This is a genomic window from Lentzea atacamensis (assembly GCF_003269295.1).
Lineage (GTDB): Bacteria > Actinomycetota > Actinomycetes > Mycobacteriales > Pseudonocardiaceae > Lentzea > Lentzea atacamensis.
Genome location: NZ_QLTT01000014.1, coordinates 120524 through 145327 on the forward strand (window position 1 = coordinate 120524; position 24804 = coordinate 145327).

A 24804-nucleotide genomic window follows, 5' to 3' on the forward strand; every position below is an offset into this window, starting at 1 on the left:
ACAGGTGATGCCTTGGGTGCCTCCAGCCCAGCGTCGCGTCACCACCCGGTGGCTACGAGACGGCGGTCCAGCGGGCTGTGCGGTCCCCGTTGCGCAGGGACGCGACGCGGTGCCCGAGTTCGGTGGCAGCTGCGGGAACGGTTGAGGCGAGGCGGAGGTAGGACGAGAGCGAGTGCATCTCGATGATGTCGCGCACCACGACCCATCCCTTCCAGCCCAGCAGGTCGTAGCCGTACGCCGTGAGCAGAGCTCGTCGTTCGGCTTCGCTCTGGTGGAAGTGGTCGGGCAGAGCGGAGACGAGGTCGAATTCCCGCGGCCCGAGGCAGACCTGGTCGAAGTCGATCAGCTTCCAGCCGTCGCTGAAGACCACGTTCTCCGCGTGCACGTCGCAGTGCACCAGGCCTTTGCCGAGCGGCCAGTCCGTGTGGTCATAGGTCTGTACAAGGTGTTCCGCCCGGTTCTGCAGCCACCTCCTGTCCTGTTCGGACAGAACAGGCTCGTCGCGGGCGCGGTCGTCGGCCAGCGCTTCCCGCAATCGGACGAGGGGCTCGTGCGGTGGGACGGGGAACGGCGGCGCTGGGGTGTTGTGCAGGCGGCGGATCAGGTCGGCGATTTCGTGCATCGGCGGGTTTTCGAGTGCCGGGCGGTACGGCCAGAACGTGGCGATCGCGCCGGCGGCCTCGACGGGCTGGTCGCCTCCGGCCGGTGCCAGGGCGATCGTGGGGTCCTGTTCGGCGAGCCATCGCGTCACCATGACCGTGGTGCGCGCTCGTTGCCGGCGCAGGTCCGTCGCTGGCGCCATGCGGATCACGAGGTCGTCGTGCGGGAGCAGGTAGACCGCGTTGGATCGGGCGTGCAGCAGCTGCGCGTCGGCGCTGTCGACCCCGTACTCGGCGCACAGCGCGCGGAGCTGGTCAGGGCCGGGCAGCGCGCCGTCGGTTGCGGTGGCGCTCACGCGGCCGTCGCCTCGATGATGCGCCGGCGCAGGTCCGCGACGTCCTGGTGGTGCGAGAGCTGCAGCGCGGTGTCGGCCAGCCGGTGCAGGCGAGCGAGTGGCCGCCGGGAGGACAGGGCGGTGATGGCCGTGACCGCCTGGTGGCCCGCCGTCACGGCCGCGGGGATGTCGCCGACGCGCAGCAGGCAGCTCGCCAGGCCGGGGAGGTTGACTGCGGCCGAGCGGGCGTAGTCGCCGCCGTAGCCGTCTATGGCCGAACGCAGGTGGCCGATCGCTTTGGCCGCGGCGGTCTCTGCCGCGGCCCGGTTCGTGCCGGCGACGGCCTCGGACAGCAGGAAGAGGGCGTGTCCGTGTTGCGCGGCGATCTCCGCGGGCCCGACGTGGGTGGCCCAGGGCGCTGCGGTGGTCGGGTCGGCGTCGGCGTATCGCTGGTGGGCCATGTCCAGTGCGCGATGGGTGGAGTCGATCTCTCCCTGGGCGGCACGGCACCAGGCCCGATTGATGTCGAGGTAGGACCGGGTGCTGACGCTGACGGGATAGCGGTGGCCGGCGACCACGGCGGTGGCCAGCTCGGTGAGTTTGAAGGCCTCGTGTGGGTCGCGCAGATGCAGGGACTGGTGGGCCATGTCGAGCAGGACGTCGACCATGAGGTCCGCGCTGCTCTCGACGTCAGCGTGCCGGGCCTCGTCGAGCGCGAGCAGCCAGTGCACGCGGGCGTCGTGGTGCCCGCCCATGTCATAGCTCATCCAGGCGGCGACCATCGCGGCCTCGGCGGTCGCCAGATGCAGGTCGGCACGTACCTGATTGGTGCAGGTGGCGTTCTTGAGCAGGCGGGCGAACCGCACGTGCGCTCGCGCGTCCGCGCGCTTGATGCCGCCGCCTTGCCGGTTGTCCCACCGGCGATAGATCGTGGTCGTGGCGCGTAGCGCTGTCACGTCGGGCGTGTCGATGCGTCTGGGCGTGTACAGGTCGTCGTGGCGGGGTCGTAGTTGCCGCAGGTGAGCCATCTCGGGCACGCCGATGCCCAGGGCCGCCGCTGTGGCGAGCTCGAAAAAGTTCCTGTCGTTCAACCAGTTCGTGCTCGTACCGGGTGCCGCGCCGAATCCCAGCAGCGGTGCGGGGATGCAGAGCGCGTTGGCGACCCGGATGACCGGATCCAGGTTCTCCAGCGTCTTGACTTTGCGTTCGATCTTGGACACCCACGACTGATCCATGCCCGTCGCGTCGGCGAGACCCTGCTGGGAGAGGCCGAGCTCGGCACGTAGTGCCAGGAATACGGCGCTCCAGTCGCGCTGGGCAAGGGCGGCGCGCAGCGCGGGGCGTTCGTAGAAGCCCTTGGGCACCATCAGGCCCTCGAACGCCGGTTCTTCTCGCCCCGTCATGGCCTCATTCCCCGCGTCTGTCAGTTGATGTCGCAGCGTAGCGCCACTTCAACCCTGGGTGTGACTGCCCTCACTAGTGGTGACCCCGTACCAGATTTGGCCGCAGTGAGGAAGGTCCGTCGGACCTAGGTCCGACGGACCTTCCTCACGAGGATCTTTCCGAGCATGGTTCTCGCTCATGACGCAGGCGCTCATCTCGCCCCAAACGTATGTGAGGGACGTGATGCGGACGCCTGTCGACCGGCTTCGTGGGGCACCACCCACGCTTCGCGCCAGCCGGCGCGGCGAGCGTTGATCACCGCCGCTGGACACCGCGCCGCGGTTTACCGCTTGGCGAGGGTCTTGGCCGCTGTGCTGGAGCACCCCGACTGATCATCTGAAGCGTGTGAGGAGCGCTGACCGAGATGGCGGACAAGGCCGCAGTCAAAGGAAAACAGGTCACCGGTGCTGCCCGCATCGCGCTGAGTGTGAGCTTGGGGACGAAGTACGAGAAGGGGGCCAGCATCCTCGCCCTGGCCGAGGACATCGGCCGCTCGTACGGCTTAGTGCGCCGTCTTCTCTGCGAGGCCGGCGTGGAGCTGCGACCGCGTGGCGGCGGACATGGCCGACGGGCAAGTCCGGCACGTCGCAAAGCGGCAACCACAAGGACGGCGAACCGCCCGTCTCGAAAACCGCTCACCGGGCCTTGATGGACAGCCCTGGTCGCGCCGCCATCACAAGCGGTGCGGTTCGGACGGATCGTCGCACCACGCTGAGGTGCCCATCCGTCCGCAGACCACCACGGCCGCGGACACGATCCCTGCTCGGTGCGGAACTCGGTGAAGTAACTCCTGTATTCGGGGGGAAGGAGGGCAAGTTGTCGTGCGCGACCACCCGGCGATGTTGATCGCCTCGGACTTCTTTTGCTGCACCTTCGAAGATCTGCATGAGAGCCGCCAGAACTGCGCCCTCGAGATCGCCCGGACGGGAACAGCGTCAGGACTGCTCTTCGAACAACTGCTCCTGGGCAGTATCGACATCGTCGATGGCAGCATCGAGATCGCAGAGCGCCTGCTCCCGCCGAAACTGCCCGATCACCGGCCTCCGACCGAGCCGGAACTGGAATGGCGTCGCCAGGTCCTGCTCGGCCGCGAAGACGAGTTGTTCCAGGAGCGCCGGTCGTTCATCCAGCGATCCCGGCTAGAGCACCTGCGGCAGTGGCTCCCGGTGTTCGCGACCGACAGCTGCGAGAAAGTCGGACAGCGATTGCTGGCCTTGAACAAGGCCCACCACGTGAACCCGGGATTGCTGCGTCGCCAGCGAATCGTTGTTCCTACGCCTGAGTGGCGCGTCGCTCCAGCAAGGATCCTGGCCGCTCTGCTGAAGCAGCCCGGCACACCAGATCAGCCCGGCACGGCGATTCAACCGTGGCATGCGGCGACGCTGGCGCTGCTGAAGATCACCCGAATCTCGGAGTACGTCTTCGACGACCTCGATCAGGATGCCCTGGATCGAATGGATCAGATCGTGACGGGCGCCCTGTCCACCTGGCCCGCCGCACGCCAGCTCGTCGACACGACTGCCGCAGTGATGAAGGCCAGCGCCTACGCCCACTAGCCGCCACACCAGTCACCTCCTGTCCCCTCTATCCCTGTACGGAGCCGCACCGAAATGTCCACCAAGCCCAAGGGCACGCCACCAGACGCGAGAGCGTCGGCACCCGAGGTCGACGAGGCAGCAGCGCTCGTCGCGAAGAACCAGCTGTCCGCTCGCCGGATCGCGGCGTTCCTGCTTGCCTCCGTGACGCTGCTGACGGTCGTGACCGGTGTCATCCCCACCGGCTTCACGGCCGCCGGGGTAACCGCGATTCCTGGCGCGTTTGTGATCGTCTTCGCGATGCTGCTGGTATTTCTCCCATCGTTCTTCGCGATGGGACGCATGATCCGCGGCACCACCAAGGCGTTCTACGCCTACTGCGCAACCGGCCTGAGTCGCCCGGTGGGCATCGGGGTGTCGTTCATCGCACTCGGCGCGTACGCGGCACTCCAGGTCGGTCTGTACGGAGTTTTCGGCGACGTCGCGCTGACGACGGTGGCCCCGGTGCTTCCGAAGACGGTGTTCGGCGCGACGCCGAGCCCGTGGTGGTTCGCTCTGGCCGCCTGGGCGTTCACCGCCTGGCGTGGCCGCAGCCGGCTCAAACAAAACAGCACGGTGCTGCTCGCCGTGGTCGTCGCCGAGCTGGCGTGGATCCTGCCTTTCACGATCATGAACTTCGCGCACCCAGCAGAGGGAACCAGCATCATCGCTGCGGTCGACGACGCGTTCGTTCCCGCCACTCCGTCGATCATGGGCATCGCCGTGCTGATCTGCGTGCTGGCCATCATCGGCATCGAGAATCCGCCCCTGTACCTGTCGAAAGCCCGCGAGCCCAAGCACCGTACCGCACGCCGTGCGGCCTACGGCTCCGTCGTGATCATGGCGATCATCTACATCAGCTCCTCCTTCTCGATGATCATCACCGCGGGACCGAACGAGGTCATCGGCGCATCGGGCGCGGGCCCCGAGATGGTGTGGTCGATGGCCGAGCACAACATCGCGGACTGGTTTGCGATCACCGGACGGCTCCTGTTCCTCGGCACCGTGCTCGCCGCGATGGTCGCCTTCCACGTGACCGTCACCTTCTACGCCCAGAACCTCGGCAGCGAGGGCATCCTGTGGTCGTGGGTCGGCAAGCTGTCGCACAAGACCCTCTCACCCCGCAACGCCTCCGCCGTCATGAGCGTGATCGCGTTCGCCGTCGTCGTGCTCGCGTGGGCGCTGAACTGGAAGCCGACTGAGGGACTGTTCTTCATCGGCGGCACGATCGGCGCTGTCGGCGTGGTGATGATGCTCTTCCTGACGAGCCTGTCGTTCATCGGGCACTTCAGCCGCAGCCCCGGCAACCACTCGCTCCGGATCCGCGTGGTGGCCCCGGCCATCTCCGCGACCGCCATGTTCGTGGTGTTCTGCCTGGCGGTGTGGAACTTCGGGCTCCTCATCAACAATCCCGAGTCGAAGCTCGGCTGGATCGTCGCCGGCCTGTACGTGCTGGCCCTGCTCGGCGGCGTCGGCTACGGCTTGTGGCTTCGCCGCAACGCGCCAGGGAGATACAACAAGATCGCCGAGGACGACACCGGCGCCGAGGATGTGGCAGTCGCATGAAGACGACGACCACAACGAACATCGCGATCGTCGACGGCCGCGTCGACAAGGCCTACCCGATCGCAAGCCTCGACCAGGCCGGGATCACTGTCGACGACGTCGCGGGCCTGCTCGCCACCGCGTTCTTCCCTCTTCCCCAGGCACAGTGGCTTGTTCCCAGCGCCGATGAGCGATTCAGTCCGCTGCGCAACCACTTCGGCCTCAACATCGAATACGCGCTGCGGCACGGCAACGTCGACCTCAGGTCGGACATGCGGGCCGTGGCGGTGTGGGCCCACGCTCCGAACGGGTACCTGCCCGATTCCGAACCGGACTACGCCGACCGGCTCGAGCAGGGAACTGGCCCGTACTACGACAGGTTCGAGACCTTCGACGACACGTTGATGGCCCACCACCTTCCCGGCGTGGGCCATCACTACCTGATGTTCGTGGGTGTGCTTCCCGAGTTCCGGGGCCTTGGCTATGGCACCACGCTGCTCAACCTGCATCACCGCCGCCTGGACGACGACGGCATGGCGGCGTTCCTGGAAGCGGCCACTCCTCAAAACGTCACCCAGTACCGGCGCCACGACTACACCTTGTGCGGCACGTACGACCTGCCGCCGGACGGCCCGGCCATGCACCGCATGTGGCGTGAACCCCGTGGCGCCACAGACCAATCCCCTTGATGCCGCTGTCGACTGCGGTCGCTGCACACAACACCGATGCACGGTCGGTGTCCCGCACTGCGGCGACCGCAGGCAACTGGGGGTGACGGTGGCGCAGAGCTCAGAGGTTCCCCCTTCTCGCGAGAGCCCTGCGCCACCGTCCACACCACCTCACGCCGCAACTACCGTGTTTGGACTCAGCATCCCCATGGCACACAACGTTTCTTCTCACCGCACAACGCCACGCCTGGCACGGTGGCAACAGCACTGCGCGAGGACCGCCGACATCCTGTGCGGGTCTCTGTCCCCACAGGATCAGCAGCACTACCCGACCGCGGTGATCGCCTACTGCCGCTGGTACGACACCACCGATACCGCCACCGCCGGAGCGCTGCGCGCCGAGGCCGATGGGCAGTTCAGCGACCAACTCGCTGACGTCGCGACCGCCATGGCCGTCCTGCACTTCGCGGTCGACGAGGGGTGGCTGCCCGCCGACGAGTTGGCCTCGTTGCGCGCGTACTTCGCGGAGACCCCCGCGCATGTGTTCGTCGAAGGCATCCTCGCCGACGTGGTCGCACTCCCCCGCCCCGTACCCCAGGACGTTCGATCATCATGCTGACCAGGCGCTTCACCTGTTCCCTCGTCGTGGCGGCACTGATGCTTGCCGGCTGCCACGACGGGGGCGACTCCTTCTCTCAGGCCGTGCAGCACGCGCCCTCCACTCCGCCGCCGAGCTCGCAGGTGAGCGCGGTGGAGACCACCGCCGCTCCCACCCGGGAGGTGTCGCTGAGGCCCCGTGAGATCCGGTTCGACGAGGACACCAAACCCTGCGACCTGCTGCTGCCCAGCCAGGTCGATCGGCTTGCTGGTGACCAACGTAAGCGGACTCCCGGCACCGAGCGCACGTGGCGCAGTCCAACCTGCCACTTCGGCGGTCCCACCCGGACATGGTCGGTCACAACGGTGACCGAGACCGGTGTCGAGTTCCGCTTCGACGTGCACAAGCTGTACGGCCAGCTGCAGGTGAACTCCGCCTATCCGATCGCCCTGGGGTTCCCGGTCTACAGCGCGGTCGACCCCGCGCGTGAGGCCGTGTCTTGCTACCTGGCTATCGACACGGCCAAGGAGCAGATGCTGGTGATCGGCATCGAGCTCACACCACCGGTGAACAAGCGGCTTCCGTGCACCGAGGCACGGCCGATCGCCGAAGAGGCCATGCGCACCCTGATCACCTGACCGCGTTCAGCCCGAAAGCGAAGGTCTCGACACCAAGTGACCGCTGATCGAGGACTCCCTATAGACGTTTCGTCGCCGAAATGCCGCGGATTGTGTCGGCGCGGCTGAACTGGCGACGAGGCGGTGCCGCAGCAGACGCGTCGCGGGGCCGCGGCGCAGCGGCGGCTGTAGGTGGCGGTGCAACCAACACCAGCACACCGCCACCTACAGCACACGATCGCGATTGAGCTGGCGTACGTCCGAACCGATCTCGGCGCGACGCGACACATGCAGCACGACCCAAGCCAGGACGCCGCATCCGGTTCGATCCGCGTCACGGCCGCAGCCTTTCCCAGGCCGAGAGGCCTCACCTGACAAGGAGGAGACCGTGTACACCAGCGTCACCGGACGAGCTCCATGGAGCCGCGGCCCCATGGTGACCGAGCCGGACCGCGACGCGCCCGTCGGCAAGCAGCGCGCGATTTTCGCCTGCCCGCGCGGTCACGAGTTCACACGATCGTTCGCCCTCGACGCCGAGGTGCCACACGAATGGGAATGCGCGCACCACGGCACAAGGGCACCGGGACTGTTTCGCGCGGCGACCGACCAGCGCGATCCGGCCACCCCGGGCAAGACGCACTGGGATCACGTGCTGGAGCGACGCACCGAACCCGACCTCGAAGCGATCTTGAACGACGCGCTCGCACGTCTCGCGCGAGACCGCGGCGAGACCGCGAGCATCGCGCCGCCACACGGATCGAGCACCTGACTCACAGTCCGCGCATCTGCGCGAACTCAAGCCCCGGGCATCGACATGCCCGGTCGTGTAACGCAAGAGAAATGAGGATCGAGCCGTCTTGAGAAGCAATATTCAGCGAGCGACGGTCGCGCTGCTCGCAACGGTCACGCTGGTGACCGCCGGCGCGACGGCCACCGTCGCCCAGCCCGATACGCCGCCCTCGGGCGACATCAGCACCCAGGTAGTCGGCGGCCGTCAGGCGACCCAGCTGCCCCCAGGCCTCGCCGCGCTGGAGTACGACTCGGAGTCAGGGTTCCGCGACGACCACCAGACCTGCACCACCGTCCTGCTCGAGAAGCCCGGCAGGCCGGGATGGGTCCAGTCTGGCCTGACGGCCGCACACTGCGTCAGCGAGCGGCCGGCAGGACCGTCGGCTGCATCCACGCGGCTGGCCGGAGAGTTCGGCTCGCCGATCTGGGTGCCGGTGAAGGACCGGAAATTCCAGCTTCGCGCGGGCTCGTTGGACCGCACGCTGGTGGCCCCGCTTCCGATCACGCAGGTCGTGATCGCCCCGTGGTGGAAGTGGATCCCCGGCGGCCCCGACCCGGTCGACCCGACGCCGGCCGCCGACCTCGCGATGTTCTTTCTGGCTGAGCCGATCCAGGTGCGCGGTGCGACGGTGGACAGCGCCGAACCGCGGCCGGGTACGCCCGTCCGGGCGGTCGGCTGGGGCCGCACGTCCAACCTCTCGGCCGCCACCCCCACCATCGCCAACGAGCTGCGCACCAGGATCATCCGGCCGCAGGAGTGCGCCGCGGGAGACATCTCCCTGCACGATCTGTGCACCGCCAACCCCGGCGGAGACGGCGCGTGCAACGCCGACTCCGGAGCCGGGGTCTACGTGCCGGTCAACGGCCGGTTGCTGGTCACGGGGCTGGTCAGCCGGGGCGCCACCGCGCTGTGCGGCGGCAGTCCCGACGTTCACCAGGGCCTCGGCAACTTCAAACCGTGGATCGACAAGGTGCAGAACGGCACGATCCGCATCGACCTGCCGCTGACTCCCGAGCAGGGCGGCCCGATCGCGCACCCGACCATCAAGTTCACCACCACCGAGGCAATCGAGCTGCCGAAGTGGGTTCCCGTTCGCTAGCTGACCTCGGCGCGCGGCGCACCTCGCCACGCGACCGTCACCTGTCCTGACCGTGACAGGGCGAACCAACCCGGCGCGCCGTCATCGTGGCGGCGCGCCGAGGTTGTCGTCCGCCGCACGACATGGAACGCGTTCCCGTCCAGTCCCTTCAGGCACGAGGGCACGTCGCCACTGCCCTGGCACGAGTCCCTCGGCGGTTCGGCGGCGTTTCGGTGCCGCCGAACCGCACCTGCCCAGCATCGCCGTCAGAGTCGTCGATGCAGCTAGGGGGCTTGTGAGGTCCCTGAGGGAAAGCGTTGTTCCCACCAAAAGTGGAGTGGCTGTGACGGTGTGAAGCGACGTCACTTGCTGGTCAATTCCGACGTCACTTCGTCGGTCAAACCATGATCAATGTCGGTGAATTTTGACGTCGGTGCCCGCTGGTTGCGATGTGTTTTTCCGGCTCCGTGCGGGCCGTGGTCAGGCGCGTGGGACGAACCGGGCAACTCCGTCGCCGACCGCGACGTGCCAGTGCAAGTGCTTGTTGTGTTGTTCGTTGCCCAGGGTGGTCAGCACCTGGCAACCGCCGTGCTGATCAACAGCCCAGGCCGCGATCTTCTTGACGGTGGTCAGCAGTTCTATGGTCAAGTCGTCGTCCAGGTCGAGCAGCGAGGAGACGTGCCGGGTGGGGATCACGATGATGTGATCGGTGCCGAAGCCGGGCAGAGGTGGGCGGAACGCGAGCGTGTTCTCGGTCTGTGCGAGTACCCCGATCTTCACTTTGCCTGGAATTACCTCGTCGCAGTACCAGTCCGGCCCCATGCCTCGACCCTAGCCGCGACGCGTCGAGTCACGCGCCCTGGTGCGCGCGGGCGCGGGTCTGGGCGAGCCGGTAGGAATCGGTGCCGGTCTCGATGATGTTGCCGCCGTAGGTGAGCCTGTCGACGATCGCGGCGCAGAGCCGCGGGTCGGTGAAGGTCTTGGTCCAGCCGCTGAAACTCTCGTTCGAGGCGATCGCGACGGAGTTTTTCTCCTCACGCTCAGTCAGTACCTGGAACAGCAGTTCGGCGCCGCGGCGGTCGAGCTCCATGTAGCCGCAGAGCGTCCGCGACCACATCCTCAAATGCCGGAGCCACCGTGTTGGCGGCGGGGTCGTCGATGTCGCTTTCCGCAAGCGGGGCGAGTGCCGCGGCGACGGTCGTGATCGTGACCTCCACCGCGTCGACGAGCACCGCGATCGGGTCCAGCTTTGGACCGGAGGCGCCGGCACCGGACGCAGCTGCTGTCACAACCAGCGATGCTAGTTGACGCTGTGTGCCGCACCGCGTGCCTGCCGGTTTCAGGCAAACACCTTCATCCACCGCTGTTGTTGGAGGCAGCGCCGCCGCGCACGTTGATGTCCGCGGCCCGAACCAGGTCCGGTGTCTTCGGATAGCGCAGGTACCAGGCGTTGATCTCGGCGCCGCCCTGGGCGTCGGTGGACGCGTTGAGTGCCTGCTTGCGCATGGCGGCACGCACGGCCTCGACGAACCTGCCCGGCCACGTCGTCGCGCGGATCGCCTTGATGATCCCGGTCTTGGAGTCGACCAGCTGCACGATCACCTGCAGGTGCCCTTCCGCGGCGATCAGCGGCAGGCCGGTCGGTGCGTCGAGCTGCCTGCAGGCCTGCCACGGGGTGTCCGCCCACGGGCGGGTCCCGAACCGGTGAGCGAGGATCAGCGCGTGCTCGCCGGCGAGCAGCGCGAATCGGGCCTCCCCTTCCCGCACGTCCTGGATCTCGGTCTCGTTGGGCGCGCTGTAGAGCATCAACAGCTCGACGCCCTGGTCGGACAGCCGCCATTGGCACACGTTGTCCGGCCACGGGTGGGTCCTGCCGGGCTGATACAGCTCGCCGACGGCGTGCCGATGCAGGGGTTCGGGTTCGCGCGCCTGGTCGGCGTCGTACTCGTCATCGGCCGGGTCGGTGATCAGTCCCAGGTTCGGGTCGTAAGGCAGGTCGCATTGCACGAGGCCTTCCGGCGTGAGCTTCCAGCCGGCGCGCAGCACAGCTTTGACCGATGCAGGGCGGTGAGGTGCATGTCGTGTGCGGCGGACGAGATCTGCGTGCTCATTGCTTCACCAGTTCGCTTCCGTGGACGGGCTGTGATGAGGTGTCGAGCCGGGCAGCCCGACGTTGGCTGATCACTGCGTGGGTGCGGGTGTGCGGACCGCCGCGAGCCAGGCCGGGTAGGCGTTCTCCTTGAGCTTCATCTGCTCGAGCACCTTGCCGAGCTCGTCGCTGCGTTCGCCGTTGATCTTCAGTGCTTCGGTGATGCACTCGTCGGCGGTCGCGTCGAACGCGGCGTAGGCCTCGTCGGCCTCCTCGCGGGCCGCGGCGATCTCGGCGACGTCACCGCCTGTTCGTGCGGCGGCAAGGGCGTCCGTGGCGTCGGTCCAGCGTCGATGCGCGGTGTCCTGCAGCTCTTTGAGCTCGGCCAGTCGCGCGTCGGTCGCCGGCGACTTGGCGTGGCTGGCTGCGATCAAGGCGTCGAGCTTGCGCTGTTCATCTCGGTAGGCGGTGAACAACGCCTCGGAAGCGCAGGCGGTCGACGTCGGGGGCATGGGGTTGTCCCTTCGTGCGTCGTGGTGCGGTGCGGCCACGACGTCAGTGGAGTGGGCCGTGCTCGGTGTGGAACGCCCCGGACGCCGTGCGGGCCGACTGGGGTTGATGACTCCAGCTCAGGTGGTCTGGCCTGTGACGTGGTCACTGTTCGTCCAGTCCGAGTAGCTCAGGGTGCAGTGCCTCGGTGAGCAGCTGGGCAAGCTGGCCCAGCAGGAAACGGATGCGCAGATGGCGAAACCCGTCGACGGGCGCCAGCGGCAGCGGGGCGTTGCTCGACCAGGTGCTCCATCCTTCCGGCGTGGTGGCGTTGTTGTCCGTGGCGGTGGACAACGTCACCTGGATCGACGGTCCTCCGTCGGCCGGCAGGCCGACGTTCAGCGTGGCGGTGCCGATGATCGCGTCCGCGCCGTAAGCCACGAGCAGGGCTTCGTTGGTGAACGCCGCGAGGTCCTCGCGCGAGGCCTCGTCGGCCCACTGCTGGTGCGCGGCACGGCCCGCATCAGCGCCGTAGTCGGCGATCGCGTCCAGCCACCCGGCGCGTTCCTCCGCGGAGGTGCGGCCGTTGGTCCCCGGCAGGTCCGGGTCGAGCAGATGGGCGATCGAGGTGATGATCTGATGCGCCTTCCACGCCGCGAGCGCCAGTGGTTCCGGGGTGGCGCTGAGCATCGCCGGTGCGAGCACAACGGACATGTGTGCGGCGAGGCCGGCGAGCTGCCCGTGAGTCAGCGGCGCGTAGCGTGGTGTGGCCGCCGAGCCGTGGCGGTCCTGCCGGGGGTTGATGTCCCTGGCGCGCAGATCTTCGTACACCGTTTGCCTGGTGACGTCGGCGGCAGCCGCGAGAGCGCTGACGTTGCGCTCGCCCAGGTACCACGCCGCGGCGATCAGGTCACCGCGCTCGACCGGCATGCGATCGCGTTGCAGGGGCCAGGCTCGCAACGCAGTCATCGCGGCGAGCAGCGCAGGTCCTGCTTCTGGATCAGTCACCACCACAGTAAAGTGTCTAGTCACTAGACATGTCCAGCTACTAGACACTTTTGGGTTATGCGACGGCAGCCCGGGCACGCGTTGGGACTTGCGGCATCGGCCTCACCAGGATGAACAATCCGGCTAACTTTCAGTCAACACTGAAGCTATAGAGCTTAGTGGTGAACGAACATCGGTCTTGGCCGGCTGTGGTCCTCACTGTGTGGGGAGCAGATGGCTGGGCGGGTGCAACCTGGCGAACAGCTGCCCGAGCACGCGGACCGTGGTCATCGCGCCGGGAAGGAACAGTTGAGGATCATCGGCCTCGATCTCGGCATACTGTTCCGGCTCAGTTACCGGATGGCCGCCGATGCCCAGTTCTGCCACCCCGTGGCGATGCCGGTGATACCAGGATTTCCCTTGGTAGACACCGACTACTTGGACCGGTGCATAGCCACCGACTTCCAGCACGAGGGCATTGTCCACGAGGACCGGGATCGCGGCCGTGATGAACGCGATCCTGGCCCGTTCGGCGCCGTTGAGATTCTCCAGCGGGTCAGCGATGCGTTGTCGAGGCGGTCGGACATACGTGAAGCCGGGCGGATCGACCGCTTCCGCCGCCGGGCCCAGCAGGTGGTGCGGGTAGCGGTAGCCGGGATCTCCGGCTTCTCGGCAGAGCTCTTCCCAGCGTGCCCGGTCGGCCTCGACGGTGTCGATCAACGGGTCCCCCGGTGCCGCGTCACCGTGCAGCAGATCGCGGGCCTCGATGGGAACCATGAGTGCGGCCAGTGTGTTCTGCACCTGGACAGCTGCCGCGTCAGAGGCATGGCCGGGGTCAGGGACGGCGTGTTCGAGGTGCTCGGTGAACAGGTGCAGGCGCGCCAGAAGCGCGAAGTCGTGGCCGGCCGCCGCAGCTCGCCGACGAGCGCGTTCGGTCACGGCCCAGGGGTGGTCGGACAGCAGCCACTCCTGCGCGCCGGGATAGCTGGTGTCGTAGCCGGACAGGTCGGGGATCACCTGTCAGTCCTTCCTCGTTGCCGACGAGACCGCCGCGCGGGTTCGATCGTGTGAGTGGCAAGGACTGTAGGGCCTGGAGTCAGGGCGTCGTCCCCTGCCCGCCGCCGACCTCGTGGACGGGCACCGCTGGGCGGATCTGGGTGACCATATTCACGGCGGACGTCGCGCCCGGCGCCAGCGCCAGCACGACGATCAGCACGGCGGCACGGATGGTGCGGGCGTTGCTGGACAGGATGCTGTCGAGCAGCGCGAGCATGTTCTTCGTCATGCCAGAAGCGTGCCGAGGGCAGTTGCGATCACGTTGGCATCGGGTTGGGATTGCGTTGCCAATCGGTTTCCCGCGATGAACTCGCCGAGCGTTCGCGCAGAGTCCAGCTGGCTGGCGAACGCGGTCGGCTGGGCGGGTCGGTGCCGCAACGCCTTCATCGTGCGAGCTCGGGAAGCGGGTCATTCACGTCCCACTCAAGCAGCGCGCGTCCGGTATCGCGGTAGAAGTTCTGCTTGGCGCGCCTGCGGGTCTCGTAGCTTTCACGGCCGCGCACACCCCAGACCTCGACGTAGGTCTCCGGCTCGTCGTCGACCAGGACGAAGTCGGGAAACACGCCGTCGCCGTCGTAGCGCAGCGGCTTGACGAACGCGCGACCGGCGGACACGAGCGAGTCCGCCATGTCCGCTTCGTAGCTCGAGTCAACCGGCAGGTACGTCTGGGTGGTCAGCATGGCGGCCAGGTCGACGACCTTGGCGTACCCGCCGGGGCTGCGTTCGATGAGGCACAGCACCACTCGTGGCCGCAAGGACTGACCGGTGTGCTCGCTGAACACGCTCGGATAGGACCGTCGGACCCGGTCCATCAGCTGTGGAGTGGCGTACAACGGCGCCTTCTGGTGGGCCAGGCTCAGCCGCACGCTGTAGTCGGTCGGCGTCGCGGCGCGCAGCTCGCCGAGGACCAGGCCCCGGCGGCGCGCGCGGCTGGTGGCGGTCAACCCGGCGAGGAATCGGTCCCAGGCGGCGTTGATGCGGTCGGCGTGCTCGGGCCGGAACGCGGGCACGATCCACAGCGCGTCCGCCAGCGGTACCTTGTTGACCTGACAGTCGCGGACCTGCTCGTCCAGCAGCGCCTGACAGGTTCGCCACGTCCTGCGCTCCACCTGGGGGTGCCAGGTGTTGAGCTGCGCGCACTCCCACAGGTAGTGCAGCAGCGCGAGCGGTCCCAGTGCCCGCCGCGATGTTCCAGCGGCCGCATCGGCCGGGCCGGTTGTCGTGGACGGAGAAGCGGACGCACCGCGCACGGTCAGCGGCGCGGACAGGCGAATCGCGGTGCCGTCCTCGATGGTGGTGATGGCCTCGGCGTAGGCACTGCGACCGGACACCGAGGAGTGGCTGCGGTACCACGGGCAGCCGGGGATGTGCTGGTGTCCTTCCGCCGGCCAGTTCGCCAGGTGGTAGCGCCCGGACCGGCAGCGGATCACCAGGCGCACCACTTTGTCGTTGCGGCACAAGCAGATCGCGTGACCGACCTCGCTGCGTGCCCGCGCGAACAGGGTGGTGTATCGGTCGGGGTGCTGTTTCACCGCCGCCGCAGCGACGACCCGGTCGGCCAGCTGGACGCGGCCTTTGTCCTGCGCCCTGTCCGCAGCGTCCACTGTGCCCTCGGCCGGGGTTGTGGGGACGAGGCGGGAGCGGGGTTTCATAGGCGGCTCCAGGTTGTCAGGGCAGCGGGTGCCGCGATCTACGTCTCCGACGATGCCTCGGATGCGAGCTGGTCGGCCAGTTCGAATCGGTCCGCGCGGGCGGCGGCCCCGCCGTCGCGGTGATCCCCGTCGAGGCAGTCGGAGTGAACCCAGTCGCGGGTGAGCCGGTCGGCGAAGCCGGGCCGCCACTGGTGCAGCCACTGCTGGGCGTCACGTTCGGACGCGTTCGGGCCGATGTTGGCCGCGCGCCAGCTGTAGGCGAGCACCGCGATCTCCATCGCGAGGCCGGGATGCTGGCGCCAGCACGGTGGAATCGGGCGTGCGCGGCTTCCATCGACGCCGACGAACGTGACGTTGTACCAAGCCGCGAAGTTATCGACGGTGAACCGCGGGTCTTCCTCGCCATCGGGGTCGTTCTCGGCGGCCGCGGGCGGGGTGAACCACACCCACGCGGCGGGCGCGGCCGGATCGTCCTCCTCGTCCTCGGCGGGCGCCGGAGGCTTCGCGGTCAGCTCGTTGACCTTGCCTTCGACGCGGCGCAGCTTGCGCACGAGCGTCTCGACGAGGCCGGTCAACGCCGTGATCTGGGCGTCCCGGTCTCCTGGTGGTGCGGCGCCCGCGGAGTCGGCGGGGTCCCCGGGGTCGGCGGGGGCGCTCATGCCGCGAACCGTCCGATCTGGCCGACGGTCGGCGCGTGGGCGAGGCCGTCGGGTCCGATCGGGATCTGCCCGGCGCGCACCGCCCGGACGTGCTCGCGGATGACCTTCCAGTCGGGGCGTTGGCGCACGTCGATGGTGCGGGCGAGGATCGGGGCGAGGTGCCGGTGGATCACCAGGACGCGGCCGCGCCGCACGCGGCGCACGTCGCCCGGACGGTAGGTGGGCACCGTTTCCAGGCCTGTCGAGGTGCGGGCGTGACCGAACAGCCCGTCGCTCTGCTCCTGGTAGCGGCGCCGCTCATGGTGCCCGGACAGCAACGACACCCACTCCAGCGTGGTGCGGTCCTTGATCCCGCCCCACACGCTCAAGGTCGTGGTGTTGTCCAGCAGCTGGCGAGTGCGCTGGGTTCCGAACGCGTCTTCCAGCGCGGCCACGGTCTGGGCACCCCAGTGGATCAGCACACCGCGTCCTGCGGAGTCGGAGACGATGTCGGGGACTTGCGGCACGGGGGTGGCGTTGGTGATCTCGTCGAGGATCGCGGTGGCGGGCGGGGCCAGTCGCCGGTGCGGCGTGTGCAGCGCCATCTCCTGGGCGGTGGTCAGCCACTGTTCGACCAGCGCGGTGAGAATCGGTGCGGCTTGGGCGGCCTGATGCTGCCCCGCGATGAGATACAGCGATCCGCGCCGGGCCAGGAAGTCCTCCACGTCGAGGTCGTTGCCCGGTGCCGGGCTGCACAGCTCGCGGATCGCCGGGTCCATGAACGGCTCGATCACCCGCCGCACCGACAGCCACACCGCGTCGGAGGTCTCGGCGACCATGCCGATCTCGGAGCGCAGGTTGCGCGCGTAGTCGTCGAAGCCGGCCTCCCTGAGCAGCCGGACCGGTTCCTGGTCGACCGGCTTGCTCGTCGCCCACCGCACCAGGTCATCGACCCCACGGCGGTGCACCGCGGCCGCGAGGAAGTACGACTGCAGCACGACTTTTGCCCGGTCCCGGAACACCTTGTCGTTACCACCGACCCCGGCCAGACCGGCCGAGGCGGCCTCGACCATCGTGCTCGCACGCCGGTAGGCCACCTGGATGTCGCTGCACCCTTGCATCGGCCACCACTGCGCCTTCGCCGGCCACGGCACCGTGCCGGTGACGTCGATGATCTTCACCGGTGCGTCCGGAAAACGTTCGGCGCGCAGCAGCGCGCTGAATTCGAGCAGGTCGGGTTTCGTGGTCGAGCACAGCAGGGCGCCCGGTGCGGCGATCGCCTTGTGTGCCAGGTCCCGGCGGCTTTTGCCGGACTGAGTCGGGGCCAAGGTTCCCGTCGGGTTCTCCAGTGGAGTACACATCGGCGCGCCGTGCGGACTGCGGTGCAGCGGCGCGGCGACGTCGTCCAGCGGCGCCCGCTGAGCCACAGCCCGTGGCAGGTCGGGCCGCGTCCACGCCGCGGTGCGGCGGGCGGCCACGAGCGACAACTCCTCGCGGATGTCCTCGCGGCTGGCGTGGCCGGCCTGCGAGGGACCGAAACGCCGCCACGCGGGCACCGCCGTGGCCAGCACGAGGCCGATGGCCGCGACCAGGAGCACGGCCGTGACGGTCCAGTACCAGCCAGCGTGGCCGGCCAGGGTGCTCGCCCATGGCTCCCCCAGCCCGGCACCAGGTTGTCCTGGATCCGCGACAACCCCGTAGACGCTGGTCAGCCACGTGTCGGTGCGGGGAAGTTGCCAGGGGCCGCCGAGCAGCGCGGTGCTCACCGCGGCGCCCAGCATCAGGGTGGCGGCGGCTGCGGCGAGGGCGCCGAGCACGGCGACGATCAAGCCCATCAGCGCCAGGTCCCGGTCGCCGGTAGGCGACAAGCCGTTCCTCATGTTCTCGGGTCACCTCCGGGTTGTCCGTCGCTGCCGACAACTCGGCGGATCGCGACGACCTCGGACGCCCGGGACTCCAGCTTGGTGAGGATGACGCCATGGGCGGTGTCGTAGGCGTCGACGACGTAGCCGTGCCCGATCGCCATGGCGACGTGTCCGGGCCGGGCGGCGGTACCAGTGGAGCCGGGGATGAGCAGCAGGTCGCCGGGCTGGACCTGGGACAGGGAACCGACGGCGACGCCGTCGTACATCTGGGTGTAGGTCGTGCGGGAGATCTCCACGCCGGCCTGCGCCCACGCGGTCTGCATGAGCCCGGAGCAGTCGAAGGCGTCCGGGCCGGTCGCGCCCCACACGTAGGGCTTGCCGAGCTTGGACAGCACGTAGGTCACCGCTGCGCGCTGCTGCGGATGCTGCGGGAGCGCGAAGTCGGCGGGCAGCTTCTCGGGGTTGAGCGCGCCGAGCTCACCGGCGCCCTTGTCCGGGCAGCCGCCGAAGGCCAGGTCGACCTGCTGCGCCTGGCCGGTGCCCGAGCCCGAGGAGGGTGCGGGCACCGGGTTGTCGGCGCCTTGCCAGTACTTCTCGGTCAGCGCGGCAGCCGCTGGCTCACGCGGGCCGTACCGCTCGGGGAACTGAGAACGCTGCACCTTCTGTTCGGCGCCGCCGGGTGGTTCGGAGTACCAACCGGGCAATGCCAGCAGCGCGTCGTAGAACTTGTTCGCGGCGTAGACCGGATCGAGCAGTTGCGCCGGGCTGCCCCAGCCCATGCTGGGACGCTGCTGGAACAACCCGAGGCTGTCGCGGTCGCCGTAGTCGAGGTTGCGCAGCTCGGACTCGACCATCGCGGTGGCCAGCGCCAGCACCGCGGCCCGCTTGGGCAGCTTGCGGCCGACGGCCACGCCGACGATCGTCTGGGCGTTGGTCAGCTGCTCGGCGGTGTACTTGTGGTCCCCGACCTGCTGGGAGACCCCGCCAGGCCCGAATCCGCTGGTGAAGCCGGACGATGAGCATGAGGCGGCCGCGGTGAGCGCGCTGGTCGCGGACAGCAGGATGACGCCGGCCAGCAGCGCCGGGATCACGACGACCACGTAGATGGCGGCGGTGATCCCGCCGATCGCCGGTGCTGAGAGTCCTCCGGATGCTGCCACCGCGACCTACCGGCCCTGCCGCGGACGTGCGGGCGCGGGGTCGACGTGAGCGCGTCGAGCGTGCCGAGGCGCGATGGCGGCAGTCAGCCGGTGTGGCCGCCGTTGTGCGGTCTGGGTCTGCGGTCGCTGATGCATCAGTATCCGGACCCGATTCCGGTGTCCAAGTCGCTGACCTGCTCTTCGGCCTCCAGCACGGACCGCAGCCACTCGTCGTCATCCGCGTACCGGTTGGTGGGCAGTTCTTGGAGGGAGGACTCCTGTTCGTCAACCGTGAGGCCGTCGGGCTCAAGGTATGTGTGCAGGGTCAGGTGCAGGTCATAGGGGTGATCCTCGGCGGCGACGGTGGTGACCTCCGGCCACTTGGTCGCACAGGTGGCGTCGCAGTTGTCGACCTCGTCGGGGTCGGAGTGGAAGTAGGCGCCAGCTCCGACCCCGAGCTCGGCGGACTTGTCCCGGATGGCTTGGTGCCAGGCCTCATGTGCGCGTTCGTGGGTGTCGTTGAGTTGTGTCCAGTGGACGTCCGGACCGAGTTCCTCCTTGAGCTTGTTTTGGTAAGCGCGCACGGCCTCCGGGTTGCGCACCGCTTCCTCGGCGCGGAGCGCGCCGTTTTTGATCTGGAGCGCCTGGCCAGGCTGGAGCGTGGCTTCGACCTGCACCTCTACAGCCGAAGTGCTCCACAGGTCCTCGCGGGAGAACTCCGGTGGCAGATCGTCGAACTCCAAGGGAGCAAGCCCCTCGGAGTACCCGGCGTCGTCCAGTACGTCGGACACCACCGTGTCGGCTTCCTGGCGTGCTTGCTCAGCGAGGTAGTCCTCGTCCATGAGATAGAGCCCGTCGTCGCCGGGACGGCTGTAGGCGACGTCGTTGAGTTCTGGCCACTCGTCCAGGCAACGCACCGTGCATTCCGCGATGGCTCTGGGGGTCGTCCAGTAGTAGGCGGCAGGCTCGACATCGAGCTCCTGTGCCTTGGTTCTGACGGCCTCGTGCTCACGCCGGTGCATCCGGCTCTCGACGGCGATCCAGTCGGAGTCGTACTGATACGTCGCCGCACTTCTGCGCGCGAACTCCTCCTGGACCTCCGTGCCGCCGGCGCGCAGCACCGCCTCGGCGATCTCGCGGACCACGGCGTCATCCAGCGGCGCGATGCCGTACGCCTCGGCGATTGACTGCGAAGTTCCTGATGGGTCAGTCATCGTGATCGCCCTTCGGCATCGCTGATGAGCGCAGCTGGGCGTTGGTGTCGAAGATCCTGCGCTCGGTGCGCGACAACACGGTCTGGACCTTGAAGCCGGGGGTGTTCTCGATCTTCCACAGCGCCCGGCCTTGGCGTTCCATCGCCCAGCCGGTGATGACGTCCTGCTCGCGCTCGGACAGGCCTAGACCCTCGGCGAGCTCGTCGGCGACACGGGTGGACTGGCCCAGCAGCACGCGGGTGGAGCACAGCGCGAGCAAGTCCTTGGCGATCGCCACTTCCTGCGATCCGGCCGCGCCAACCGACATCAGGTCGCTGGGCTTGTGGCCGACCAGGATCTGGACGTTCTTCTCGATGCGGGACAGGCGGAGTTCGGAGTCGACGGTCTGCACCGCGCGCAGTCCCAACCGCATCTGCCGCCACATCTCGTCGCGGACCACGATGCGGATCTCGCCGTCGGACTGCAGGTCGGTGGCCATGCTCGACCACGAGCCCAAACAGGTCAGCGCGACGGCGATCGCCTGGTCGCCGCGCGAGCGCAGCAGCGACAGGTCCATCGACTGCACGGGTGCGTCCCAGTCGAGGGTGAAGTTGGTCTGCTCGTCGAACAGCCCGGCCAGCGGCCCGTCGATCAAGTTGCCGAGCGCGTCGGTGATCGGGCGCAGGAGGTCGAGGAACTGGCGGCGGTCGGCGAATCGGGTGGCCTGCCACAGCGCGTCATCCGGCGCGGCGAGCTCGCGCTGCACGTCCGGGATGGTGACCGGGCGCAGTTCGGTGTAGCCGTCGTCGACGCCGACCAGGCGGCGCAGCACCGCCGAGAGCACGGCTTCGTCGGTGACGGTGGGGCTGTAGCCCTGCGCTTCGGCCAGGGCGACCAGCAGCTTGACCCAGCGGCCCAGCACGCCGGCGAGTTCCTCGCGCTGCCGGTGCACAGGCCAGCCAGCCCAGCGGCTGCGCAGCGGCCCGAGGTCCAGGGCGTTGAGCCGAGCCGGGCTGCCCCGGCCCAGTGCGATCGGCGTGATCCCCAAGGCCCGCACCAGCGGGCTGTACTCGCCCTTGACGTCCCCGGCGATCAACGCCCGGAATCCGAAGCACATCATCCGCAGCAGGAACGCCACGATCGTCGACGACTTACCGCGGCCGGGCTCGCCGAACACGACCAGGTTGGGGTTGGTGGACAGGCCCCGCAGGACCCATTCGATCGGGTGGGCGTAGAACGCCCCGCCGGACAGGGTGTCGTAACCCATCCGCGCTCCGACAGCGGGGACGCCGTTGGCCGCGAGCAGCGGGAACAACCCGCCGATCTCGCTCGTGGCGGCCTGGTAGACAGCGAGCGGCGCCTCGACCGGGGACCAGCCCTCGCCGGGGCGCGCGCGCCCGCGGCGCGGCGCGATCGGCCGGTTGACCCGCTCCCGCCCGGCCCGCGTCGGGCGAGGTGCGCGCGGCGCGGTGTCGGGCAGCGCACCGAAGTCGCCGAGCAACTGCGCCGCGCTGCGCTCCGGGCTTGCTCGACGGCTCACAGCAGGCCTCCGCGCTGGCGGGGCAGGCCGATCCCGACCGGAAGCACCGCGGCGACGAACGCGGCGTCCTGCGCGAGCTCCAACCGCAGCAGCCGGAACCGGCCGGACGCGTCGTTCTCCAGGCGGGCAGCGTGGTCCTCGACGTTCCAACCGCTGGGCACCGTCACCGAGGAGGCCACCGCGAACCGGACCACCGAGTGGCCGGCGGCGACCGCACGTTCCTGCGCGGCCGCGCCCTGGGCGTCACGCTCATCCATCGCCGTGGTGCTGAAACCCTTGCGGCGCTTGTAATCGGTGACCACACCAGTGCGGAACCGATTACCGCGCACGGCGCGCTGCGCGCGGCGGGCGTCAAGGACCTCGTAGTGGATCGCCAAACACCTGCGCTCCCCCGCGGTGCGGACGGCCAGCAGCGGCCCGAGGCTGCCGAACAGCGTGCCGGCCTCAGGCATCAGCACCGCGTAGGACACGGTGGTGAACCCGTCATGGGTGTAGGAGCGGGCGGCGGGCGAGGGCGCGAAGGCCGGTCCGGCCACGGCCTTCTCCAAGCCGCGGCCGCTGGTGCCGCGTTCGTGCGCGGTGGCCAGCGCGGCCCGCGCGGCCGGGTTGAAGCCAGTCCGCAACGCCTCCGCCATGCCCGGCCCGTCCAGCCATTCGACGGTGCGGGCACCGAGAGCCTTGAGCGGGTCCTCCAGTCCGTCGAGCACGCGGTACAGCGCGAGCGCACGACCGGCGACCCCGCCGCCAGCGGCAGCGGCGGGCTTGCGGAGCTTGTCCTCCGGTCCAGACACCACGACGAACAGCTCGTGCCGCACGCTGACGTTGCCGATGACCCGGTCCAGCTCGGCGCTGGCCTGCCGCGCCAAGGCCGGTGCGTCGGGCACCTCGTGGTCGGAACGCCAGACCTCATATTCGCTGCCGTCGTCAGGAACGGTGCGCACGACCAGGCTCAGCCGGTCGACGACTTCCCGATGCCCCAACGACAGCAGCAAGTTGCCCAGCCGGTTGGCCAGCCGCTCGCACTGCTCGTCGGACAGCATCCCGACACCGGAATGAGTCAGGCGCGCGGCCGCACCCCACCGGCCCTCGGCGGTGTCGTGGATCAGGCACACCCGGCCGACATCACGGAACTGTGGCCCGTCCGGGAAGGACACGCGCTGCAGCACGCCAGGCAGATCCGGCTCGTCGGGATCCACGGCCGCACCGGCCGCGGCCTTGGACTGCCACCGCGACCAGCCAGTGATGATCCCGACCTCGTAGAGCACCAGGTGAGCCAGCCACCGCATCGCGGGACGGCCGCGGACCGGCACGACGACGAGCGCGGCGATCGTGCCGCAGACCAGCAGCAGGATCGCCGCGTCGGCGAACCGGCCACCGCTGATCGCCCACAGCACCGGCGCCCCGAGCACGACGCAGAGCAAGGCCTGCAGCGGCGTCAGTCCCATAATCCAGCCCGCGTGCTCGCGCCGGCCCAGCCCTCGATAGATCCGAGGCGTGCTCACACGACCACCGCCGCTTCCTCCGCTCCGGCGGCCGCTCCCCCGCCACCACCGCCACTGCCACCGCTCTTCGGCCCGCCACCGCCGCCTCCGTCGTCGTGCGGGGACGGTGAGCTGCCCGGTCCGGAGGAGTCGCTCCCGCCGTGGTCACCGTCGGAGCCGTAGTCACCCGACGGGCCGGTGCTGGTGCTGGAGGACACGACCGAGCCGCTGTTGGCGTACGGCCGATCACCAGCTGCACCGCCGTCCGCCGGATCCGTCCCGCCGGAGCTGCCCGAGCTGCCGCTGCCCGAGCTGCCGCTGCCCGGAGCGGAGTCCGCGTCGTGGTCGGAGTCCGCTGCGCCGCCGCGGGAGGAGTGGCCGGTGCCGGTCTTGTCCATCTCGTCCTCGGCGTACTCGGCTTCGGCCTCGTCGAACCGGCTGGTGGTGGCGTCCTCCATCGCTGAGGAGTCACCGCCACCGCCGCCACCACCGCCGCCACCACCGCCGGTGAGACCGCGCGACGCCAGCATCGCGGGGTTGTTCGCGCCGTAGGAGTCGACGCCGACGCTGGACAAGGTGTCGCGGAACGCCGCGCCGGCGTCGGTGCTCGGGTCGATGAAGGCGAACAACCGGAACAACACGAACGGCGCGAACAACGAGATCATCAGGACGCCGATTCCGGCGAGCAGCCCGGACAGTCCCTGCGAGCCGCCGGAGATCCCGATGCCCAGCACCAGATCCAGGGCCAGCACGGGTTTCATCGCGCCGCACACCGCCAGCCAGCGGCAGGTGCGCCAGAACCAGGACGCGGTGGCCCCGGCGAGCAGCCCGGCGGCGTTGATGGGGATGGTGGCGACCAGGACGTACATGGCGGCCTCGCGGAACAACATCTCCAGCACGTAGCCGATCGAGGCCGGGATCACCCCGATCAGCGCCGCGATGCCCAGCACCACACCGTTGACGCCGTCGCCGGCGGCGTCGAGGAAACCGGTCGCGTCGAGCGCGTCGGTGAAGTTGCCAGCGTTCAGGCCCCACTTCAGGATGCCCTCGGTGAGGCCGTCGACCGCGGCGAGGAACGCCGCGACGATTCCGACGGTGATCGCCAGCGCGACGCCGTACTGCACCGGCCCGCCGATCAGCCGCAGGAAGCCACGGCCGCCGCGCAAGGTGGTGAGGGTGAGCTGCCAGAAGAACAAGCCCAGCGCCAGCACCCCGCCGACCCACAGCATCATCGGCCACAGCACCGAGATCGGCCCGGTGCGGGTATCGACGGTGAACACGGAGAACTGGTCGGCCAGGCCGAACGCGGCTTGCAGCATGAACAGCGAGGCTTTCCAGATCCCCAGCATCGCCGCCTCGAAGCCCGTGGCGATCATGTCCTTGATCGGGCCGCCGAGGGCGTCGCCGATGTCGTCGAAAGGCCACATC

24 protein-coding genes and 1 pseudogene are annotated in these 24804 nt (G+C 68.9%); 8 read left to right on the plus strand and 17 right to left on the minus strand.

What is annotated here, in order from left to right; translation table 11 throughout:
• Positions 1-52: 52 nt before the first annotated feature.
• Both C8D87_RS42120 and C8D87_RS42125 read right to left on the minus strand, forming a co-directional pair.
• Entirely contained in the window at positions 53-955 is a 903-nt protein-coding gene (locus C8D87_RS42120; protein WP_215732641.1) for a phosphotransferase, read from the minus strand.
• Positions 952-2337, minus strand: coding sequence for a helix-turn-helix domain-containing protein (locus tag C8D87_RS42125; protein WP_112231999.1), 1386 nt, complete (start codon positions 2335-2337; stop codon positions 952-954). Before C8D87_RS42125 ends, C8D87_RS42120 begins: the two co-directional genes overlap by 4 nt.
• Before the next feature lie 404 nt (positions 2338-2741).
• On the opposite strand from C8D87_RS42125, the gene C8D87_RS48365 reads away from it, so the two are divergent.
• From C8D87_RS48365 to C8D87_RS42165, 8 genes are all read left to right on the plus strand, one after another.
• Positions 2742-3026 carry a helix-turn-helix domain-containing protein gene (locus tag C8D87_RS48365; RefSeq protein ID WP_112232001.1) on the plus strand — a complete coding sequence of 95 codons (285 nt, stop codon included), beginning with the start codon at positions 2742-2744 and terminating at the stop codon, positions 3024-3026.
• Between the two features lie 172 nt (positions 3027-3198).
• Positions 3199-3933, plus strand: a complete 735-nt coding sequence (locus C8D87_RS42135) for a hypothetical protein (protein WP_112232003.1) — start codon at positions 3199-3201, stop codon at positions 3931-3933.
• A 54-nt stretch (positions 3934-3987) separates the two neighbouring features.
• On the plus strand, positions 3988-5517 hold the full coding sequence (locus C8D87_RS42140; protein ID WP_112232005.1) for an APC family permease: 1530 nt from the start codon (positions 3988-3990) through the stop codon (positions 5515-5517).
• The gene (locus tag C8D87_RS42145) at positions 5514-6185 is read left to right on the plus strand and encodes a GNAT family N-acetyltransferase (RefSeq protein ID WP_112232007.1); all 672 of its coding nucleotides are present in this window, start codon (positions 5514-5516) and stop codon (positions 6183-6185) included. Before C8D87_RS42140 ends, C8D87_RS42145 begins: the two co-directional genes overlap by 4 nt.
• A gap of 316 nt (positions 6186-6501) precedes the next feature.
• Complete coding sequence (locus tag C8D87_RS42150) at positions 6502-6783, plus strand: hypothetical protein (RefSeq protein WP_112232009.1); 282 nt, start codon at positions 6502-6504, stop codon at positions 6781-6783.
• A complete protein-coding gene (locus C8D87_RS42155; protein ID WP_112232011.1) occupies positions 6777-7400 on the plus strand; it encodes a DUF3558 domain-containing protein in 624 nt (207 codons plus the stop codon). The genes C8D87_RS42150 and C8D87_RS42155 overlap by 7 nt, the downstream gene beginning before the upstream one ends.
• 367 nt (positions 7401-7767) lie before the next feature.
• Positions 7768-8148: an RNA polymerase-binding protein RbpA gene (locus C8D87_RS42160; protein ID WP_146772057.1), complete on the plus strand. Its 381-nt coding sequence runs from the start codon at positions 7768-7770 to the stop codon at positions 8146-8148.
• Positions 8149-8236: 88 nt separating this feature from the next.
• The gene (locus C8D87_RS42165) at positions 8237-9268 is read left to right on the plus strand and encodes a S1 family peptidase (protein ID WP_112232015.1); all 1032 of its coding nucleotides are present in this window, start codon (positions 8237-8239) and stop codon (positions 9266-9268) included.
• A gap of 459 nt (positions 9269-9727) precedes the next feature.
• On the opposite strand, the gene C8D87_RS42170 is transcribed toward C8D87_RS42165, so the two are convergent.
• From C8D87_RS42170 to C8D87_RS46560, 15 genes and pseudogenes are all read right to left on the minus strand, one after another.
• A complete protein-coding gene (locus C8D87_RS42170) occupies positions 9728-10069 on the minus strand; it encodes an HIT domain-containing protein (RefSeq protein WP_112232017.1) in 342 nt (113 codons plus the stop codon).
• 28 nt (positions 10070-10097) lie between these two features.
• A pseudogene (locus C8D87_RS42175) lies at positions 10098-10343 on the minus strand (ATP-binding protein); the annotation flags it as partial.
• Positions 10344-10600: 257 nt separating this feature from the next.
• Positions 10601-11293 carry a hypothetical protein gene (locus C8D87_RS42180; protein WP_112232019.1) on the minus strand — a complete coding sequence of 231 codons (693 nt, stop codon included), beginning with the start codon at positions 11291-11293 and terminating at the stop codon, positions 10601-10603.
• Between the two features lie 135 nt (positions 11294-11428).
• On the minus strand, positions 11429-11848 hold the full coding sequence (locus C8D87_RS42185) for a hypothetical protein (protein WP_112232021.1): 420 nt from the start codon (positions 11846-11848) through the stop codon (positions 11429-11431).
• 142 nt (positions 11849-11990) lie between these two features.
• On the minus strand, positions 11991-12833 hold the full coding sequence (locus C8D87_RS42190) for a hypothetical protein (RefSeq protein ID WP_146772058.1): 843 nt from the start codon (positions 12831-12833) through the stop codon (positions 11991-11993).
• A gap of 195 nt (positions 12834-13028) precedes the next feature.
• The gene (locus C8D87_RS42195) at positions 13029-13829 is read right to left on the minus strand and encodes a hypothetical protein (RefSeq protein ID WP_112232025.1); all 801 of its coding nucleotides are present in this window, start codon (positions 13827-13829) and stop codon (positions 13029-13031) included.
• A 79-nt stretch (positions 13830-13908) separates the two neighbouring features.
• Positions 13909-14097 (minus strand): hypothetical protein, encoded by a 189-nt coding sequence (locus C8D87_RS42200; RefSeq protein ID WP_112232027.1) that lies wholly within the window; start codon positions 14095-14097, stop codon positions 13909-13911.
• Positions 14098-14251: 154 nt separating this feature from the next.
• Positions 14252-15520, minus strand: coding sequence for a DUF1173 family protein (locus C8D87_RS42205; protein ID WP_112232029.1), 1269 nt, complete (start codon positions 15518-15520; stop codon positions 14252-14254).
• 38 nt (positions 15521-15558) lie between these two features.
• Positions 15559-16179: a hypothetical protein gene (locus C8D87_RS42210; RefSeq protein WP_112232031.1), complete on the minus strand. Its 621-nt coding sequence runs from the start codon at positions 16177-16179 to the stop codon at positions 15559-15561.
• The gene (locus C8D87_RS42215; RefSeq protein ID WP_112232033.1) at positions 16176-18038 is read right to left on the minus strand and encodes a type IV secretory system conjugative DNA transfer family protein; all 1863 of its coding nucleotides are present in this window, start codon (positions 18036-18038) and stop codon (positions 16176-16178) included. The genes C8D87_RS42210 and C8D87_RS42215 overlap by 4 nt, the downstream gene beginning before the upstream one ends.
• Positions 18035-19183: a C40 family peptidase gene (locus C8D87_RS42220; RefSeq protein WP_233442539.1), complete on the minus strand. Its 1149-nt coding sequence runs from the start codon at positions 19181-19183 to the stop codon at positions 18035-18037. The genes C8D87_RS42215 and C8D87_RS42220 overlap by 4 nt, the downstream gene beginning before the upstream one ends.
• Positions 19184-19317: 134 nt before the next feature.
• On the minus strand, positions 19318-20376 hold the full coding sequence (locus C8D87_RS42225) for a hypothetical protein (RefSeq protein WP_146772059.1): 1059 nt from the start codon (positions 20374-20376) through the stop codon (positions 19318-19320).
• Complete coding sequence (locus C8D87_RS42230) at positions 20369-21895, minus strand: ATP-binding protein (RefSeq protein ID WP_233442540.1); 1527 nt, start codon at positions 21893-21895, stop codon at positions 20369-20371. The genes C8D87_RS42225 and C8D87_RS42230 overlap by 8 nt, the downstream gene beginning before the upstream one ends.
• Positions 21892-23397 carry an SCO6880 family protein gene (locus tag C8D87_RS42235; RefSeq protein WP_112232037.1) on the minus strand — a complete coding sequence of 502 codons (1506 nt, stop codon included), beginning with the start codon at positions 23395-23397 and terminating at the stop codon, positions 21892-21894. Before C8D87_RS42235 ends, C8D87_RS42230 begins: the two co-directional genes overlap by 4 nt.
• Entirely contained in the window at positions 23394-24803 is a 1410-nt protein-coding gene (locus C8D87_RS46560; RefSeq protein WP_112232039.1) for a hypothetical protein, read from the minus strand. Before C8D87_RS46560 ends, C8D87_RS42235 begins: the two co-directional genes overlap by 4 nt.
• Position 24804: the final 1 nt, after the last annotated feature.

Coding starts and splice junctions, on each gene's coding strand:
- C8D87_RS42125 (WP_112231999.1), bottom strand. CDS start 2,337: ATGACGGGGCGAGAAGAACCGGCGTTCGAGGGCCTGATGGTGCCCAAG.
- C8D87_RS48365 (WP_112232001.1), top strand. CDS start 2,742: ATGGCGGACAAGGCCGCAGTCAAAGGAAAACAGGTCACCGGTGCTGCC.
- C8D87_RS42140 (WP_112232005.1), top strand. CDS start 3,988: ATGTCCACCAAGCCCAAGGGCACGCCACCAGACGCGAGAGCGTCGGCA.
- C8D87_RS42145 (WP_112232007.1), top strand. CDS start 5,514: ATGAAGACGACGACCACAACGAACATCGCGATCGTCGACGGCCGCGTC.
- C8D87_RS42155 (WP_112232011.1), top strand. CDS start 6,777: ATGCTGACCAGGCGCTTCACCTGTTCCCTCGTCGTGGCGGCACTGATG.
- C8D87_RS42170 (WP_112232017.1), bottom strand. CDS start 10,069: ATGGGGCCGGACTGGTACTGCGACGAGGTAATTCCAGGCAAAGTGAAG.
- C8D87_RS42185 (WP_112232021.1), bottom strand. CDS start 11,848: ATGCCCCCGACGTCGACCGCCTGCGCTTCCGAGGCGTTGTTCACCGCC.
- C8D87_RS42200 (WP_112232027.1), bottom strand. CDS start 14,097: ATGACGAAGAACATGCTCGCGCTGCTCGACAGCATCCTGTCCAGCAAC.
- C8D87_RS42205 (WP_112232029.1), bottom strand. CDS start 15,520: ATGAAACCCCGCTCCCGCCTCGTCCCCACAACCCCGGCCGAGGGCACA.
- C8D87_RS42210 (WP_112232031.1), bottom strand. CDS start 16,179: ATGAGCGCCCCCGCCGACCCCGGGGACCCCGCCGACTCCGCGGGCGCC.
- C8D87_RS42215 (WP_112232033.1), bottom strand. CDS start 18,038: ATGAGGAACGGCTTGTCGCCTACCGGCGACCGGGACCTGGCGCTGATG.
- C8D87_RS42225 (WP_146772059.1), bottom strand. CDS start 20,376: ATGACTGACCCATCAGGAACTTCGCAGTCAATCGCCGAGGCGTACGGC.
- C8D87_RS46560 (WP_112232039.1), bottom strand. CDS start 24,803: ATGTGGCCTTTCGACGACATCGGCGACGCCCTCGGCGGCCCGATCAAG.